Annotated in this window: 12 protein-coding genes; 3 read left to right on the top strand and 9 right to left on the bottom strand. The window is 72.4% G+C overall.

Annotated elements, in window-relative coordinates; genetic code table 11:
* Positions 1 to 2: 2 nt before the first annotated feature.
* Positions 3 to 266: a DUF6343 family protein gene (locus ACZ6B8_RS29985; RefSeq protein ID WP_471609255.1), complete on the top strand. Its 264-nt coding sequence runs from the start codon at positions 3 to 5 to the stop codon at positions 264 to 266.
* 36 nt (positions 267 to 302) lie between these two features.
* On the opposite strand, the gene ACZ6B8_RS29980 is transcribed toward ACZ6B8_RS29985, so the two are convergent.
* The 4 genes from ACZ6B8_RS29980 to rpsA form a co-directional block, all read right to left on the bottom strand.
* Entirely contained in the window at positions 303 to 689 is a 387-nt protein-coding gene (locus tag ACZ6B8_RS29980) for a tetratricopeptide repeat protein (RefSeq protein ID WP_471075754.1), read from the bottom strand.
* A 50-nt stretch (positions 690 to 739) separates the two neighbouring features.
* Positions 740 to 1,384: a dephospho-CoA kinase gene (coaE, locus tag ACZ6B8_RS29975; protein WP_471609254.1), complete on the bottom strand. Its 645-nt coding sequence runs from the start codon at positions 1,382 to 1,384 to the stop codon at positions 740 to 742.
* Positions 1,385 to 1,407: 23 nt separating this feature from the next.
* On the bottom strand, positions 1,408 to 2,346 hold the full coding sequence (locus tag ACZ6B8_RS29970; RefSeq protein WP_471075748.1) for a PAC2 family protein: 939 nt from the start codon (positions 2,344 to 2,346) through the stop codon (positions 1,408 to 1,410).
* 230 nt (positions 2,347 to 2,576) lie between these two features.
* Positions 2,577 to 4,088: a 30S ribosomal protein S1 gene (gene rpsA / locus ACZ6B8_RS29965; RefSeq protein ID WP_471075745.1), complete on the bottom strand. Its 1,512-nt coding sequence runs from the start codon at positions 4,086 to 4,088 to the stop codon at positions 2,577 to 2,579.
* A 343-nt stretch (positions 4,089 to 4,431) separates the two neighbouring features.
* Here rpsA and ACZ6B8_RS29960 point away from each other — a divergent pair, with 343 nt between their 5' ends.
* Positions 4,432 to 5,253, top strand: coding sequence for a class I SAM-dependent methyltransferase (locus ACZ6B8_RS29960; protein ID WP_471075742.1), 822 nt, complete (start codon positions 4,432 to 4,434; stop codon positions 5,251 to 5,253).
* A 4-nt stretch (positions 5,254 to 5,257) separates the two neighbouring features.
* Complete coding sequence (hrpB, locus tag ACZ6B8_RS29955; RefSeq protein WP_471609253.1) at positions 5,258 to 7,810, top strand: ATP-dependent helicase HrpB; 2,553 nt, start codon at positions 5,258 to 5,260, stop codon at positions 7,808 to 7,810.
* An 18-nt stretch (positions 7,811 to 7,828) separates the two neighbouring features.
* On the opposite strand, the gene pgfA is transcribed toward hrpB, so the two are convergent.
* The 5 genes from pgfA to polA form a co-directional block, all read right to left on the bottom strand.
* On the bottom strand, positions 7,829 to 8,827 hold the full coding sequence (gene pgfA / locus ACZ6B8_RS29950; RefSeq protein ID WP_471609252.1) for a cell envelope lipid trafficking protein PgfA: 999 nt from the start codon (positions 8,825 to 8,827) through the stop codon (positions 7,829 to 7,831).
* 19 nt (positions 8,828 to 8,846) lie between these two features.
* Complete coding sequence (locus tag ACZ6B8_RS29945; RefSeq protein WP_016639761.1) at positions 8,847 to 8,981, bottom strand: SPW_0924 family protein; 135 nt, start codon at positions 8,979 to 8,981, stop codon at positions 8,847 to 8,849.
* A gap of 184 nt (positions 8,982 to 9,165) precedes the next feature.
* The gene (locus ACZ6B8_RS29940; RefSeq protein WP_471609251.1) at positions 9,166 to 10,938 is read right to left on the bottom strand and encodes a lytic transglycosylase domain-containing protein; all 1,773 of its coding nucleotides are present in this window, start codon (positions 10,936 to 10,938) and stop codon (positions 9,166 to 9,168) included.
* A gap of 199 nt (positions 10,939 to 11,137) precedes the next feature.
* The gene (locus ACZ6B8_RS29935; protein ID WP_471609250.1) at positions 11,138 to 12,088 is read right to left on the bottom strand and encodes a serine hydrolase; all 951 of its coding nucleotides are present in this window, start codon (positions 12,086 to 12,088) and stop codon (positions 11,138 to 11,140) included.
* Positions 12,089 to 12,629: 541 nt separating this feature from the next.
* Entirely contained in the window at positions 12,630 to 15,383 is a 2,754-nt protein-coding gene (polA, locus tag ACZ6B8_RS29930) for a DNA polymerase I (RefSeq protein ID WP_471609249.1), read from the bottom strand.
* Positions 15,384 to 15,449: the final 66 nt, after the last annotated feature.

The following is a 15,449-nucleotide window of genomic DNA, read 5'->3' as shown; positions in this document are numbered from 1 at the left end:
TCATGGTGCGTACAGGCAGTGAACCGGTGACCGCGCGGAGTCCGCTGCGGATGCGCTTCTGGTTCAGCGTATGGGGTCTGGTCTGGGCCGCCTTCGGCACCGCCGCCTTCGCACTCACCGGGCGGACGGGGTGGGCGGTGGCGTGCGGGGGGCTGCTGGTCGTGGTCGTCGCCGACCTCGCCCTGGTCGTGCACCGCCTCCACCAGGGCCCGCACTACCAGCCGGGCAAGGACGTCCCCCCGTACGATCCGCCGCGCGGCGGGTGACGGGGCGTGCGCGGCGGCCGGGTGTCCCGCGCCGGTTCAGCGGCTGCCCGCCGGGCCGCCCTCCCCCTCGAACCGCGCCGCCGCCAGGTACTCCGGCTGGGGGTCGAGGGCGGCCGCCAGGCGGAAGTGGCGGCGCGCCTGCTCGGGGCGTGCGGCGCGCTCGTAGGTGCGGGCGAGCGCGAAGTGCGCGAACGCGTTGTCCGGTTCGCGCTCCAGGACGATGCTGAACTCCAGCTCGGCGGCGCGCAGTTGCGCGGCGGCGAAGAAGGCGCGGGCCCGCAGCAGGCGGGCCGCCGTGTTCTCGGGGTGGGCGGCGATGACGGTGTCGAGCAGCTTCACCGCGCCACGCGGATCCCGCGCGGCAAGGAGCTGCTCCGCCGCGCGGTAATCGATGACATGAGTCTCCGGGCTGATGTCGGGCACGCCGGGCTCCTTCCCTCGCTCCCCCGTCTCAACGCCCGTCACGCCCACCCCTATTCCGGCCGCCCGCCCGCGCCCTGTCCCGGACGCTCCTCCCCGGCCTCCGCCGCCCTGCGCGTGAGGCCGGCCCAGACCTCGGCGACCCGCTCGGCGAGTCCGTCCAGCGGACCGTCGTTGTCGATCACGATGTCCGCGATCTCCCGGCGCTTCTCGCGGGTGGCCTGCGCGGCCATGCGCGCGCGGGCGTCCTCCTCGCTCATGCCGCGCAGCCGCACCAGGCGGTCCAGCTGGGTCTCGGGGCTCGCGTCGACGACGGCCACCACGTCGTAGAGCGGCGCGAGGCCGTTCTCGGCGAGCAGCGGCACGTCGTGGACGACCACCGCGTCCTCGGCGGCGGACCGTTCGAGCTCGGCGGAGCGGGCGCCGACGAGGGGGTGCACGATCGAGTTGAGGGCGGCGAGCTTCTCGGCGTCGGCGAAGACGACCGCGCCCAGCTTCGGCCGGTCCAGGGAGCCGTCCGGGGCCAGGATCTCCCGCCCGAACGCCTCGACCACGGCCGCGAGCCCGGGAGTTCCCGGCTCCACCACCTCACGCGCGATCTTGTCCGCGTCGATCAGGACGGCACCGGACGCGACGAACAGCCGCGAGACTTCACTCTTGCCGGCGCCGATCCCGCCGGTCAGGCCCACCTTCAGCATGACCGGCAGCTTAGGGCCTGTGGTTACGCGTCGCCCTCCCGCTCGGCGAGGAAGCGTTCGAAGTCACGGCCGATCTCGTCGGCGGAGGGGATGTCCAGCGGCTCGGCGAGCATGTTGCCCCGGTCCTGGGCGCCCGCCGCGGCGTCGTACTGGTGCTCCAGGCCCTGGACGAGCGCGACGAGCTCCTCATCGCCCTCCTGGATCTGCCGGTCGATCTCGGTCTGGGTGCGGTGCGCCTCGGTGCGCAGCCCGTGGGCGATGCCGGGCAGCACCAGGCCGGTCGCGGCGGTGATCGCCTCCAGGACCGTGAGGGCCGCGTCCGGGTACGCGGAGCGCGCGATGTAGTGCGGGACGTGCGCGGCGACGCCGAGCACGTCGTGCCCGGCCTCCAGGAGGCGGTACTCGACCAGGGAGGCCGCGCTGCCGGGCACCTGCGCCTCGTCGAAGGGGCTGCGGTGGCCGGGGACCAGGTCGGTGCGGTTGCCGTGCGGCGTGAGCCCCACGGGGCGGGTGTGCGGGACGCCCATCGGGATGCCGTGGAAGTTCACGGACAGGCGGACCCCGAGGCGCTCCACGATCTGCTGGACCGCGGCGGCGAAGCGCTCCCACTCGATGTCGGGCTCGGGCCCGGAGAGCAGCAGGAAGGGCGCGCCGGTGGCGTCCTGGACGAGGCGGACCTCCAGCGCCGGCACCTCGTAGTCGCTCCAGCGGTCGCGCCGGAAGGTGAGCAGCGGGCGGCGTGCGCGGTAGTCGACGAGCCGGTCGTGGTCGAATCTCGCCACCACCTGCCCGGGAAGGCCGTCCGTGAGGCGCTCGACGATCTGGTCGCCGGTTTCGCCCGCGTCGATGTAGCCGTCGAAGTGGTAGAGCATGACCAGTCCGGCCGATTCCTGGGCGAGCGCCATGTCGACGACGGCGAGGCCCTTCGGCTCCCATGCGTACAAACCCTGCGGATCAAGCACTGTGACCGCTCCTCCTCGTGTTCGTAAGGAAGAACACCGCAGGGGGCACGGGCATTCCCCGGCCGACGGCCTTCACGCGCGTGAACAGGCCCACAGCGGCATGGAGTTCATGCCCGGGCGTTCGCGGCGTCCCGGCCCGCGGACCGACCCCCGCACACGAAACGGGCCCGCATCCCCCCGAAGGGGAACGCGGGCCCGCAGCGTCACTCAACTACGCCCAGGGGCGAGCCTCAGCTCTGGCCGCCGGCGAGCTTCTCGCGCAGCGCGGCGAGCGCCTCGTCCGAAGCCAGCGCACCGGAGTTGTCGTCCGACTCCGAGGAGTACGAACCGCCGCCGCCACCACCGGACGCGGCCGGAGCGGCGCCGGCCGGAGCCGCCGCACCCTCGGCCTCGGCCTGGGCGTCGGCCTCGCGGGACTTGATGACCTGAGCCTGGTGCTGCTCGAAGCGCGTCTGCGCCTCGGCGTACTGGGTCTCCCAGGCCTCGCGCTGGGTCTCGTAGCCCTCGAGCCAGTCGTTGGTCTCGGGGTCGAAGCCCTCGGGGTAGATGTAGTTGCCCTGGTCGTCGTAGGACGCGGCCATGCCGTACAGGGTCGGGTCGAACTCGACGGCCGACGGGTCGGCGCCGAAGGACTCGTTGGCCTGCTTCAGCGACAGCGAGATCCGGCGACGCTCGAGGTCGATGTCGATGACCTTGACGAAGATCTCGTCGTTGACCTGGACGACCTGCTCCGGGATCTCCACGTGGCGCTCGGCCAGCTCGGAGATGTGGACCAGGCCCTCGATGCCCTCGTCGACGCGCACGAACGCACCGAACGGAACGAGCTTGGTGACCTTACCGGGAACAACCTGCCCGATCTGGTGCGTACGGGCGAACTGCTGCCACGGGTCTTCCTGCGTCGCCTTGAGCGACAGGGACACGCGCTCGCGGTCCATGTCCACGTCGAGAACCTCGACGGTGACCTCCTGGCCGACCTCGACAACCTCGGAGGGGTGGTCGATGTGCTTCCAGGAGAGCTCGGAGACGTGCACGAGACCGTCGACGCCGCCGAGGTCCACGAACGCACCGAAGTTGACGATCGAGGAAACGACGCCGGAGCGGACCTGGCCCTTCTGCAGGGTCGTGAGGAAGGTCTGGCGGACCTCGCTCTGGGTCTGCTCGAGCCAGGCACGGCGGGACAGGACCACGTTGTTGCGGTTCTTGTCCAGCTCGATGATCTTGGCCTCGAGCTCCTTGCCCACGTAGGGCTGGAGGTCGCGGACGCGGCGCATCTCGACGAGGGAGGCCGGCAGGAAGCCACGGAGGCCGATGTCGAGGATGAGACCACCCTTGACGACCTCGATGACGGTACCGGTGACGATGCCGTCTTCTTCCTTGATCTTCTCGATCGTGCCCCAGGCACGCTCGTACTGAGCGCGCTTCTTGGACAGGATCAGACGGCCTTCCTTGTCCTCCTTCTGGAGAACCAGGGCCTCGATCTCGTCACCGACGGCGACGACCTCGTTCGGGTCGACGTCGTGCTTGATGGAGAGCTCGCGGCTCGGGATGACGCCTTCGGTCTTGTAACCGATGTCGAGCAGGACCTCGTCCCGGTCGACCTTCACGATGACGCCGTCGACGATGTCGCCGTCGTTGAAGTACTTGATCGTCTCGTCGATCGCGGCGAGGAAGGCTTCCTCGTTACCGATGTCGTTGACCGCTACCTGCGGGGTGGTGGCGGTGGTCTCGGTGCTGCTCGTCATGTGGGTAAGGGCTCCGGTACGGACATTGAAGTCGTAGGTACTGCAACGCCGGAGCCGATTTCGCTCTGTCAGAAGCCGGACAGCCTTGGAAGCGCGGCTTCCGTGACCGGAAGGCGCCTCGAGAACCGAGGGGACATGCAACAGACGCGAGCGCAGCCTGCTATGTCTGAGGAGCGCAGGCTCGCAGCGCAACTTGTAGCATACGGGGGCAGCCGGACAGGGTCAATGCGCGAAGGCGCACACCCGGGGCGGAACGCCGCATACCCGGCACAAAACTTGTCGCATGAGGCCACACGGGCCGCACCGCGCCCCCTTGCGACGGAATCCGACGAAGGTTACGACGATGGAGCCGATCATCCAAGAGTCCGAGCTGCCCGAGCCCGAGGCCACCCGGCGTGCCGCCGATGTGACGGAGAGCAGTCGCGCCAACCGCGGCTGGTGGGACCGGAACGCCGACGAGTACCAGATCGAGCACGGCACGTTCCTCGGGGACGACCGCTTCGTGTGGGGGCCCGAGGGGCTCGACGAGGTGGAGGCGGAACTGCTCGGTCCGCCGGAGGAGCTGAAGGGCAAGGACGTCCTGGAGATCGGTGCCGGCGCCGCGCAGTGCTCGCGCTGGCTGCTCGCGCAGGGCGCCCGCCCGGTGGCGCTCGACCTCTCCCACCGCCAGCTCCAGCACGCGCTGCGGATCGGCGGGAGCGTCCCGCTGGTGCAGGCCGACGCGGGGGTGCTGCCCTTCCGGGACGGCGCCTTCGACCTCGTCTGCTCCGCGTACGGCGTGATGCCCTTCGTCGCCGACCCCGTCCTCGTCCTCAAGGAGGTGCGGCGGGTGCTGCGGCCCGGCGGCCGGTTCGTCTTCTCCGCGACGCATCCCATCCGCTGGGCGTTCCCGGACGAGCCGGGCCCGGAGGGTCTCTCCGTGGCGGCCTCCTACTTCGACCGCACCCCTTATGTGGAGCAGGACGAGCAGGGCGACGCCGTCTACGTGGAGCATCACCGCACGATCGGCGACCGGGTGCGGGACATCGTGGCCTCCGGGCTGCGGCTCGTCGACATCGCGGAGCCGGAGTGGCCCGCCTGGAACACCCAGGAGTGGGGCGGCTGGTCGCCGCTGCGCGGAAACCTGATCCCGGGAACGGCCATCTACGTGTGCGTACGAGACTGACTGCGTGACCGGTCTCCGTAACGACGCCCTGCGACTGCCCGTACGCGACGCGCTGCCCGCCCTCCGTTCCGCTCTGGAGGGGCCGGGCAGCGCGGTGCTGTGTGCCCCGCCCGGGACGGGCAAGACGACGCTGGTGCCGCTGGCCCTCGCCGGCCTCCTCGACGAGCGGCTGGAGGGCGCGGTGCGCGGGGTGCGGCGGGTCGTCGTCGCCGAGCCGCGACGGATCGCCGCACGGGCGGCGGCGCGCCGGATGGCGTGGCTGCTCGGCGAGAAGGTGGGCGACAGCGTCGGCTACACGGTGCGCGGCGAGCGTGTGGTGGGCCCACGCGCGCGCGTGGAGGTCGTCACGACGGGCGTCCTGTTGCAGCGGCTGCAACGGGACCAGGAGCTGGCCGGCGTCGACGTCGTCATCCTCGACGAGTGCCACGAACGGCACCTGGACGCGGACACCGTGGCGGCCTTCCTGATGGACGTGCGGGCCGCGCTGCGGCCCGAACTGCGGCTGGTCGCGGCGTCCGCGACCACCGACGCGGAGGGCTGGTCGCGGGTCCTCGGGGACGCGCCGGTGGTGGAGGCGCACGGCGTCGCCCATCCCGTGGAGGTGGTCTGGGCGCCGCCCCCGCGCGCGGTGCGCCCGCCGCACGGGATGCGGGTGGACCCGGCGCTGCTGTCCCATGTGGCCTCGGTGGTGCGGCGGGCGCTGGCGGAGCGGGACGGGGACGTCCTGTGCTTCCTCCCGGGGGTGGGTGAGATCGCGCGCGTGGCCGGGCAGTTGACGGGGCTCGGCGACGTGGAGGTGCTGCAGGTGCACGGGCGGGCCCCTGCCGCGGTGCAGGACGCGGTGCTCGCCGGTTCCGCGGGGCGCCGGGTGGTCCTCGCCACGTCGGTGGCCGAGTCGTCCCTGACCGTGCCCGGGGTGCGGGTCGTGGTGGACTCGGGCCTCGCGCGCGAGCCGCGGGTCGATCACGCGCGGGGGCTGAGCGCGCTGGCCACGGTGCGGGCCTCGCAGGCGGCGGGACGGCAGCGGGCGGGCCGGGCCGGCCGTGAGGCGCCGGGTGCCGTGTACCGGTGCTGGGCGGAGGCGGAGGACGGGCGGCTGCCGCGCTTTCCCGCGCCGGAGATCAAGGTGGCCGACCTCGCCCCGTTCGCGCTGCAGGCGGCGTGCTGGGGGGATCCGGACGCCACCGGTCTCGCGCTGCTCGATCCGCCGCCGGGCGGTGCGATGGCGGCGGCCCGTGACGTCCTCGTGGCGGTCGGCGCGGTCGAGCCGGGCACGGGGCGGGCGACGGAGCGGGGCGCGCGTCTTGCCCGGGTCGGCCTGCACCCCCGCCTGGCGCGGGCCCTTATGGACGCGGCGCCGCGGGTCGGCACCCGGCGGGCGGCGGAGGCGGTGGCCCTGTTGAGCGAGGAGCCGCCCCGGGAGTACGGGGACGACCTGGCCGGTGCCTGGCGGGCGGCGCGGCGGGGTGCGGACGCCTACGCGGCGCGGTGGCGGACGGAGGCGGGACGGCTCGCCTCGTCGGTGTCCGGCGCGTCCCGCGCGGGTGACGGCGGCGGGAGCGACGAGTACGTCGCGGGTCTGGTGGCCGCGCTGGCGTTTCCCGAGCGGGTCGCCCGGAACGTGGGCGGCGGGACGTATCTGATGGCGGGCGGGACCCGGGCGGAGGTGCGGCAGGGCTCGGCGCTCCTCGGGGCGCGGTGGCTCGCCGTGGCCGTGGCCGACCGGCCGGTGGGCGCGGGGCACGCGCGCGTGCTGCTCGCCGGGCCCGTGGACGAGGACGGGGCGCGGGAGGCCGCGGCCCCGCTGCACGCGGAGGGCGACGAGGTGGCCTGGGCGGGCGGTGAGCTGGTGGCGCGGCACGTGGAGCGGCTCGGCGCGGTGGAGCTGGCGGTGCGCCCGTTGCGGAACCCCGATCCCGGGCTCGTGCGGGCGGCGCTCGTCGAGGGGTTGCGGGAGGAGGGTACGGGGCTCCTGAAGTGGTCGCGGGGCGCGCGGGAGTTGCGGGAGCGGCTCGCGTTCCTGCACCACCATCTCGGGGCGCCCTGGCCCGACGTATCGGAGAGCGCGCTGCACGCGCGCGTGGACGAGTGGCTGGAGCCCGAGCTGTCCCGGGCGCGGCGCCGGGCGGACCTGGCGGGGATCGACGCCGGGCAGGCGCTCGGCAGGCTCCTGCCGTGGGCGACGGGTGAGGCGGGGCGCCTCGACGAGCTCGCCCCGGAGCGTCTGGAGGTGCCGAGCGGGTCGAGGATCCGGATCGACTACTCCGATCCCGGGCAGCCGGTGCTCGCCGTCAAACTGCAGGAGATGTTCGGCCTCGCCCGCACCCCGCGGATCGCGGACGGGGCGGTGCCGGTGGTGGTGCACCTCCTGTCACCGGCGGGCCGGCCCGCCGCCGTCACCGCCGACCTGGCGTCGTTCTGGAGCACCGGCTACCGCGCGGTCCGCGCCGACCTGCGCGGCCGCTACCCGAAGCACCCGTGGCCTCAGGATCCGGCCGCGGCCGAGGCGACCCGGTACACCAAGGCCCGGCAGGCGCAACGGAGTTCGGGCACGTGAGGGCCCGCGGCCGGGGCTCTAGGCGTTGACCGGCTCCGGTTCGGGGGCGCCTGCCGCGGTCGGCGCCGGGTCGCCGGGCCTGCGGCTGCGGGCCTCCAGCCAGAGGGAGAGGGCCAGCAGCAGGACGCCGAGGACGAGGAAGCCCCAGGGCAGGTACGAGGTCAGCATCAGGACCAGGACGCGCTGGGACTTGACCAGGTCGACGGTGTCCTTGATGTAGTCCTCGCGCATCTTCACGTGTCCGGCGAAGACGGTGACCTTGTCGCGGTCGCCGAGCAGGGTGCCGCCGCGCAGCTCGTTGTTCTGGATCTCCTCGCCGTAGACGGGCGCGCCGGTGGTCGGCTCGACCCAGAACTTGCGGACCGTGGTGTACCAGCGGGTGGTCCCGGTCTTGGCGAGGGACTCCGGAGTGATGCCCTTGACGGGCATCGTCTTGGGGAAGGGCACCTTGGTCCAGGGGATGGTCTGCTCGAAGTAGTAGACCTTCAGGCCGCGGAAGTCGCGGGTGCCCTTGTAGTGGATGGGCCGGGTGATGCGGGCCTGGGCGTCGAAGTACTCGTAGTCCCGCTTCTCGGTCAGGAACGGCCACTTGAACTCGATGCCCTCGCGCTTGACCGCGTCCCCGTCGACCGCCTCGCCGGTGGCGTGCACCGGTTCCTGGCTGTGCGCGTCGAAGATGTAGCGCTCGGGGATCTTGGAGACCATCTTGCCCTTGTCGTCCTGGACGTAGGAGAGCGCGTCCCAGACCACGACGTCCCGGTCGGCGCTCTTCTCGATCTTCTCGGAGGCCTCCACGTTGCCCTTGAGGGTCTGCACGATGGTGACCTTGTCGATCTTCTTGGCCTTCATCGAGCCGTAGTCGATGAGCGTCGGGCCGTGCGCCTCCAGGACGGCCTCCTGGTACTGGCTCGGCGGGATCTTCGCGAGCCGCGGGAAGGCGTACCAGCGCATGAGCGGGGACATGGCCGTGCAGAACACGGCGAAGGCGAGCAGGACGAGGCTGGCCTTGCGTCGCATCGCGGCGGCCTCCCGGCGGCTAGGGGTGCTTGGGGACGGTGGTGAGGAGCGGCTCGGGCGAGGTCTCGCCCGGCGGGGCGCCGATCGCCGTGATGGTCAGGACCAGGGCGAGCGCGACGGCGAGGCCGGTGGCGGCGGCGATGAGGGCGCGCATGCGGGGCCTCCCGATGGGGCGTGCGGCCGGAACTGATAGGGCGTCAGGGCGGGCACCGTAGCAACGGAGAGGCGAGATGAGAACACGTCGCACAACAACGCGGACCGCCCCTTCGCCGTGCTCGGCGAAGGGGCGGTCGTGGCGGCAGGGGACGGTCGTGGCCGTCCCCCGGGGCTGCGCGCGGCTAGGCGCTCGGCGTGCCGCTGGGTGAGGTGCTCGGCTTCCCGCTCGGGGAGGCGCCGGGCTTCCCGCTCGGGGAGGCGCTCGTCGACGGGGTCGGGGTGGGCGTCGCGTCGGGCTCCGGGGCGGTCACCTTCAGTTCGACGGTGACGGTGGCGCCGCCCTCGGTGACGACGCGCAGGAGGTATGTGCCCGCCGCGTCGTCCGCGTACATCTTCGGGAGCTTCAGGACGCCGTTCGCGTCCGTCTTGAGGCCTGCCAAGGTGCGCACGGGCTTGCCGTCCGCGCCCTTGAAGTAGGGGCCCTTGTCGTTGGCGGTCGCGTCCGTCGCCGACTTGATCATCGTGGCGGTGGCCGCGACTCCGCCGGCGGCCCGGCCGCGGTAGGTCGCCTTGACCTCGACCTGGTCGGCGAACTCCTTGCCCGGCTCGCAGACCAGCGGCTTGTCGCTGGTCCTGGCGAGCGCGTCGGCCCGGCGCGCGGTGACCTCCGCGCCGAAGTCGACGCCGGGCAGCTTGCGGCCCACGACGGTGGCCCGCACGCTGAACTCGCCCGCCTTCTCCCCCGCTTCGAGCGCCGGGGCGGTGGCCTTGCCGCCGTTTCCGGTGGTGACCATGACGCTCCGTGCACCGCCGGCGAAGCGGGTGTCGGTGTCGCCGACGACCCTGAACTTCACCTTGACCCCGCTCACCGACGCGGCCGACTTGTCCGTCGCGCGCACCTCGACGCGCTCGGCGAAGGTGTCACCGGCCGTCGCCTTGAGGGTGCCGGTCCCGGCGTTCGCCAGGCGCGCGACGCGTTCGGTCGGCGTGGGGGTCTGGTGACCGCCGCCCCCGCCGTGCGGCGGCTTGGGATCGTTGCTGCCGCCGTGGTGGCCCGGCTTGTCGCCGGAGCCCGGCCTCGTGCCCTGCGCGGGCGGCGTGTACGTCGGGGTGCTGGGCGTCCTCGGGTGCGGCAGGAGGCCCGGGACCGGGGTGTCGCTGCGGTCGCCCGGCAGGTCGCCCGTGCCGTCGGGGATCTCGTGGGTGCCCTTGCGGTAGTGCTCCAGCCACGTCAGGACCGTGTTCAGGTAGTCCGTCGAGCGGTTGTAGCTCAGGATCGCCTGGTGCAGGTCGTCCTCGACGGCCAGATCGCGGTCGTTCGCGCAGAGGTAGTAGCCGGCGGCGAGCGCCGCGTCGTAGATGTTGTTGGGGTCCTTCTTGCCGTCGTTGTTGCCGTCCCGTCCGGAGGTCTCCCACGTCGACGGGATGAACTGCATGGGGCCGACCGCGCGGTCGTGCGTCGTGTCCCCGTCGTACGCGCCGCGGTCGGTGTCGGTGATCTTCGCGAAGCCCTTGCCGTTCAGGACCGGGCCGAGGATCGGCTTGAGCGTCGTGCCGTTGTCGTCGACGCGACCGCCGCGGGCCTGGCCCGACTCGACCTGGCCGATGGCGGCGAGCAGTTGCCAGGGCAGGTTGCAGCCCGGCTTGTCGGTGTTGAGCGCGGCCTCGGCCTTCTTGTAGGCGTCGAGGACGGTGGCCGGCAGCTCCGCGTCGCCCTTCTTGTCACCGGTCGGGACGGGGCTCTTCAGCTCCGGGAGATCGGTGTAGTACGGGGAGTCGCCGGTCGCGGAGTCGCCCGAGGGCGGCGGCGTGTCCGAGGCGCCCGCCGCCGGTCCCTCCCGCGCCACGTCCGTCACACCCGGGGCCTGCGATGCGGCGAGGGCCGCCACCGCCGCCGCGGCCACCGCGGCGCTCATCGTTCCTCTACGCAGCCGCCTGCCGAATACCGGCGCCATGACCGAGCCACCCCTCCCCTATGTACGACTATTGCGCGTCGCCCCACCCGCCGTGCACGCTTTCCCCTCGTACACGCCTGCCGTCGTACGTGCGTACTCTCAGTGAGTCGACTCAGGCGACACTACGACAACTTCCGGCGCCCAGACACCCGTTCGTGCCCGGTTTTTACCGGTTGGCCGGGCCCCCGCGACAGCACTGTTACGCGGCGGGCTTCCCGCCCTCCCCCTCCGCCGGCGCCGACCCGTCCGCGACCTCACTGATCTCGCTCTCCGGGGTGAGCCCCTGCCCTATGGCACGGCCCTTGTTGAGGCCGCGGTGCACGGCTTGGGCGATGCGCTCGATGGTACGCACTCCGTACGACATCGAGGGGTTGCCGTGGGACAGGACGACGATGCGATAGGTGCGGCCCACGCCGGTGAACACCCCCACGCTGTGCACGCGCCAGCCGAGCCTGGCCCGGGGCAGCCAGCCGTTCTTGAGGTGCGCGCGGATGCCGCGCGGCATGCCCGCGGGCACGCCCCAGCGCTGGTCGCGCCGCACCTCGGCCATCTGTCGCAGCCCGTACGCGCGCGAGCTCGGCCGCAGGTCGCCGCGGGCCCCGGTGAGCACACCGAGCAGCTTCATCTGGTCGGCGGCGGTGGTCCGGGTCAGCCCCCAGAACCCGTACGGGCCAAGGGTGGTTGATGTGGTGCCGGCGCGCCGCAGGAAACGGGAGAGGCGGGGCTGCCCCAGGTTCCGCCAGAGCCAGGTGGTGGCGGTGTTGTCCGACGCGGTGATCATGGGGCGGATCCGGCGGCGCTCCCAGGTGGTGAGGCCGCGCCCCCACTCCTGCGCGCGGCACAGCGCGGCCTCCATCATCAGGACCTTGACCACGCTGGCCGAGTCGTAACGGCGCCGGCTCGCGAGGTCGCAGACGAGACCGGTGCGGGTGTCGTGCACGGCTATGGAGACGACTCCGCGCCGGGACGACAGCGCCGCCCGGATGTCCCTGGACATCCGGGCGGCGAAGGCACGGTCACGGCCCGCCGTGCAGAGCTCGGCACCCTGCCGGCGGCCGGCCTCGGCGGCGGTCGCCGGTATGGGGGTCAGAAGAACGGTGGTGAGCGCCGCGGCGAGGGCCGTCCGGCACGTTCGCAGATGAAAAGCCATGGCCACATCCTGCGCCCCGGCGCGGGGGCGCGGCGCTTTGCGTGGGGCCACGCGAGTGAGGGTTCGCTGCGCTGGCCTGGGCGGTTTTGGGTGCGGGTGGGTGGGGGTTCCTCGCGCAGTTCCCCGCGCCCCTGGGAGCGTGCCCCGCTGGCGCCCGCGGTTTGCTGCGGGTGCGTGGGGGTTGCTCGCGCAGTTCCCCGCGCCCCTGGGAGCGTGCCCCGCTGGCGTCCGCGGTTTGCTGCGGGTGGGTGGGGGTTGCTCGCGCAGTTCCCCGCGCCCCTGGAGGCGTGCCTGGCTGGCGCCCGCGGTTTGCTGCGGGTGCGTGGGGGTTGCTCGCGCAGTTCCCCGCGCCCCTGGGAGCGTGCCCCGCTGGCGCCCGCCGTTTGCTGCGGGTGCGTGAGGGGGGATCCCGCAGACGAGCGCGCACACGAGGCCCCACCAGGGGCGCGGGGAACTGCGCGAGCAACCCCCCACCCACCCGCAGACAAAAGAACGGCCCCCAGACACCCCCGCACCCCCACCGTCCCCCGGCCCGGGAGGGCTAGTGCGCTGCGGATTCCCAGTTCGGGCCCACCCCGACCGACACGTCCAGCGGCGCCCGCAGGGCCACCGCTCCCGCCATCTCCTTGCGGACCAGCTTCTCCACCTTCGCCCGCTCGCCCGGCGCGATCTCCAGGACGATTTCGTCGTGGACCTGCAGCAGCATCCGCGAGTCCAGCTTCGCCGCGGTCAGCGCCCCGTGGACGTTCAGCATGGCGATCTTGACGATGTCCGCCGCCGTGCCCTGGATCGGCGCGTTCAGCGCCATCCGCTCGGCCATCTCACGGCGCTGGCGGTTGTCGCTGTTGAGGTCGGGGAGGTACCGCCGGCGGCCCAGCATCGTCTCCGTGTAACCCGTCGCGCGGGCCTCGTCGACCGCGCGGCGCAGATAGTCCCGCACCCCGCCGAACCGCTCGAAGTACGTGTCCATCAGCGCACGCGCCTCACCCGCATCGATGTTCAGCTGCTGGGAGAGGCCGAACGCGGACAGCCCGTACGCCAAGCCGTACGACATGGCCTTGATCTTGCGTCGCATCTCCGCGTCGACCGCCGAGCCGTCGACGCCGAACACCTGCGAGGCGACCGTCGTGTGCAGGTCCTCGCCGGAGGTGAACGCCTCCAGGAGGCCCTCGTCCTCGGAGAGGTGCGCCATCACGCGCAGTTCGATCTGGCTGTAGTCCGCCGTCATCAGCGACTCGAAGCCCTCGCCGACCACGAAGCCCCGGCGGATCGCGCGGCCCTCGTCGGTGCGGACCGGGATGTTCTGCAGGTTCGGCTCCGTGGAGGAGAGCCGGCCCGTCGCCGCCACCGTCTGGTTGAAGGTGGTGTGGATGCGGCCGTCCGCGGCGATCGACTTGATCAGGCCCTCGACGGTGACCCGCAGCTTCGCCTGCTCGCGGTGGCGGAGCATGATGACCGGAAGTTCGTTCTCCGTCTGGGCGGCCAGCCAGGCCAGCGCGTCCGCGTCCGTGGTGTAACCGGTCTTGGTCTTCTTCGTCTTGGGGAGGTTCAGCTCACCGAAGAGGACTTCCTGGAGCTGCTTGGGCGAGCCCAGGTTGAACTCGTGGCCCGCCGCCGCGTGCGCCTCCTTCACCGCCTGCTGCACCGCGCCCGCGAACTGCTGCTCCATCGCCTCCAGATGGGCGCGGTCCGCCGCGATGCCGTGCCGCTCCAGACGGGCGAGCAGTGCCGACGTCGGCAGCTCGATGTCGGCGAGCAGATCGCTCGCGCCGACCTCCGTCAGCTTCTCACCGAAGGCCGTACCCAGGTCCAGGACGGTGCGGGCCTGCGACATCAGGAAGTCGGCCTCGGCCCGGTCGTCCTCCTCCGTGCCGAACGCGAGCTGGCCGTCGGCCGCCGAGGCGGGCGCCAGCTCGCGCCCCAGGTACTCCAGGGAGAGCGCGTCCAGCGCGAAGGAGCGGCGGCCGGGCTTCACCAGGTACGCGGCGAGCGCCGTGTCCATGGTGACGCCGTCCACCGTCCAGCCGTGCTCCGGGAAGACCCGCATCGCGGCCTTGGCGTTGTGCAGGACCTTCGGCTTGGTGGGGTCGCCGATCCAGGCCGCGAAGGCGTTCTCGTCGGCCTCGTCCAGGGTCGCCGGGTCGAACCAGGCGGCCGCGCCACCCGCCGCGGCGAGCGCCACCTCGGTGACCGTGCCCGTGCCCAGCGACCAGGTGTCGACCGTGGCCACACCGAGCGCCGCCGTGCCGTGCTCGGCCAGCCACGGGGCGAGCTCGCCCGCGCCGAGGACCGCACCGTCCAGCTCCACACCCGGCTCCGCCGGGGTCTGGTCGGCCTCCTCCGCGCCCGGGTCGACGGCGAGCAGCCGCTCCCGCAGCGAGGGGTTACGGATCTCCAGGGTGTCCAGGACCATCGCCAGCGCCGTACGGTCGTACGCCACGCGCTCCAAGTCGGCCACCTGCTTGGGCAGTTCGACGTCGCGCACCATCTCGGTCAGGCGGCGGTTGAGCTTGACCGACTCCAGGTGGTCCCGGAAGTTCTGTCCCGCCTTGCCCTTGACCTCCTCGGCCCGCTCGACGAGCTCGGCGAACGAACCGAACTGGTTGATCCACTTCGCGGCGGTCTTCTCACCCACACCGGGGATGCCCGGCAGGTTGTCCGACGGGTCGCCGCGCAGCGCCGCGAAGTCGGGGTACTGGGCGGGGGTGAGGCCGTACTTCTCGGTGACCTTCTCCGGGGTGAAGCGCGTCAGCTCCGAGACGCCCTTCGTCGGATACAGCACCGTCACATGGTCGGTGATCAGCTGGAAGGAGTCGCGGTCGCCCGTGACGATCAGCACCTCGAAGCCGGCCGCCTCCGCCTGCGTGGCCAGCGTGGCGATCACGTCGTCCGCCTCGAAGCCGTCGACCGCGAAGCGCACCGCGTGCATCGCGTCGAGCATCTCGCCGATCAGCTCGACCTGGCCCTTGAACTCGTCCGGGGTCTTGGAGCGGTTCGCCTTGTACTCCGGGAACTCCTGCGAGCGCCACGTCTTGCGCGAGACGTCGAACGCCACCGCGAAATGCGTGGGCGCCTCGTCGCGCAGCGTGTTCGCCAGCATCGACGCGAAGCCGTAGATCGCGTTCGTCGGCTGGCCCGTCGCGGTCGTGAAGTTCTCCGCGGGCAGCGCGAAGAACGCCCGGTACGCCAGGGAGTGCCCGTCCATGAGCATCAGGCGCGGGCGCTGCTCACCGCCGGCCTTCTGGGCCTGGGCCGCCGCGGACTCGGACTTCTTCTTCGATGCTGTTTCTGCCACGTCCCCGATCCTGCCACGCCCCACCGACAGTCCGGTCCCACGTCGCCCCGCCCCGGACCGTTGTCA

The sequence above is a fragment of the Streptomyces sp. NPDC041122 genome (assembly GCF_055592445.1).
This window is presented reverse-complemented; position numbering and strand designations above follow the sequence as displayed.

Bases quoted from the DNA above. Each gene is read 5' to 3' on its own strand.
- pgfA (WP_471609252.1), bottom strand. From the start codon at position 8,827: ATGCGACGCAAGGCCAGCCTCGTCCTGCTCGCCTTCGCCGTGTTCTGC.
- ACZ6B8_RS29940 (WP_471609251.1), bottom strand. From the start codon at position 10,938: ATGGCGCCGGTATTCGGCAGGCGGCTGCGTAGAGGAACGATGAGCGCC.
- rpsA (WP_471075745.1), bottom strand. From the start codon at position 4,088: ATGACGAGCAGCACCGAGACCACCGCCACCACCCCGCAGGTAGCGGTC.
- ACZ6B8_RS29945 (WP_016639761.1), bottom strand. From the start codon at position 8,981: ATGCGCGCCCTCATCGCCGCCGCCACCGGCCTCGCCGTCGCGCTCGCC.
- ACZ6B8_RS29935 (WP_471609250.1), bottom strand. From the start codon at position 12,088: ATGGCTTTTCATCTGCGAACGTGCCGGACGGCCCTCGCCGCGGCGCTC.
- ACZ6B8_RS29960 (WP_471075742.1), top strand. From the start codon at position 4,432: ATGGAGCCGATCATCCAAGAGTCCGAGCTGCCCGAGCCCGAGGCCACC.
- coaE (WP_471609254.1), bottom strand. From the start codon at position 1,384: ATGCTGAAGGTGGGCCTGACCGGCGGGATCGGCGCCGGCAAGAGTGAA.
- ACZ6B8_RS29985 (WP_471609255.1), top strand. From the start codon at position 3: ATGGTGCGTACAGGCAGTGAACCGGTGACCGCGCGGAGTCCGCTGCGG.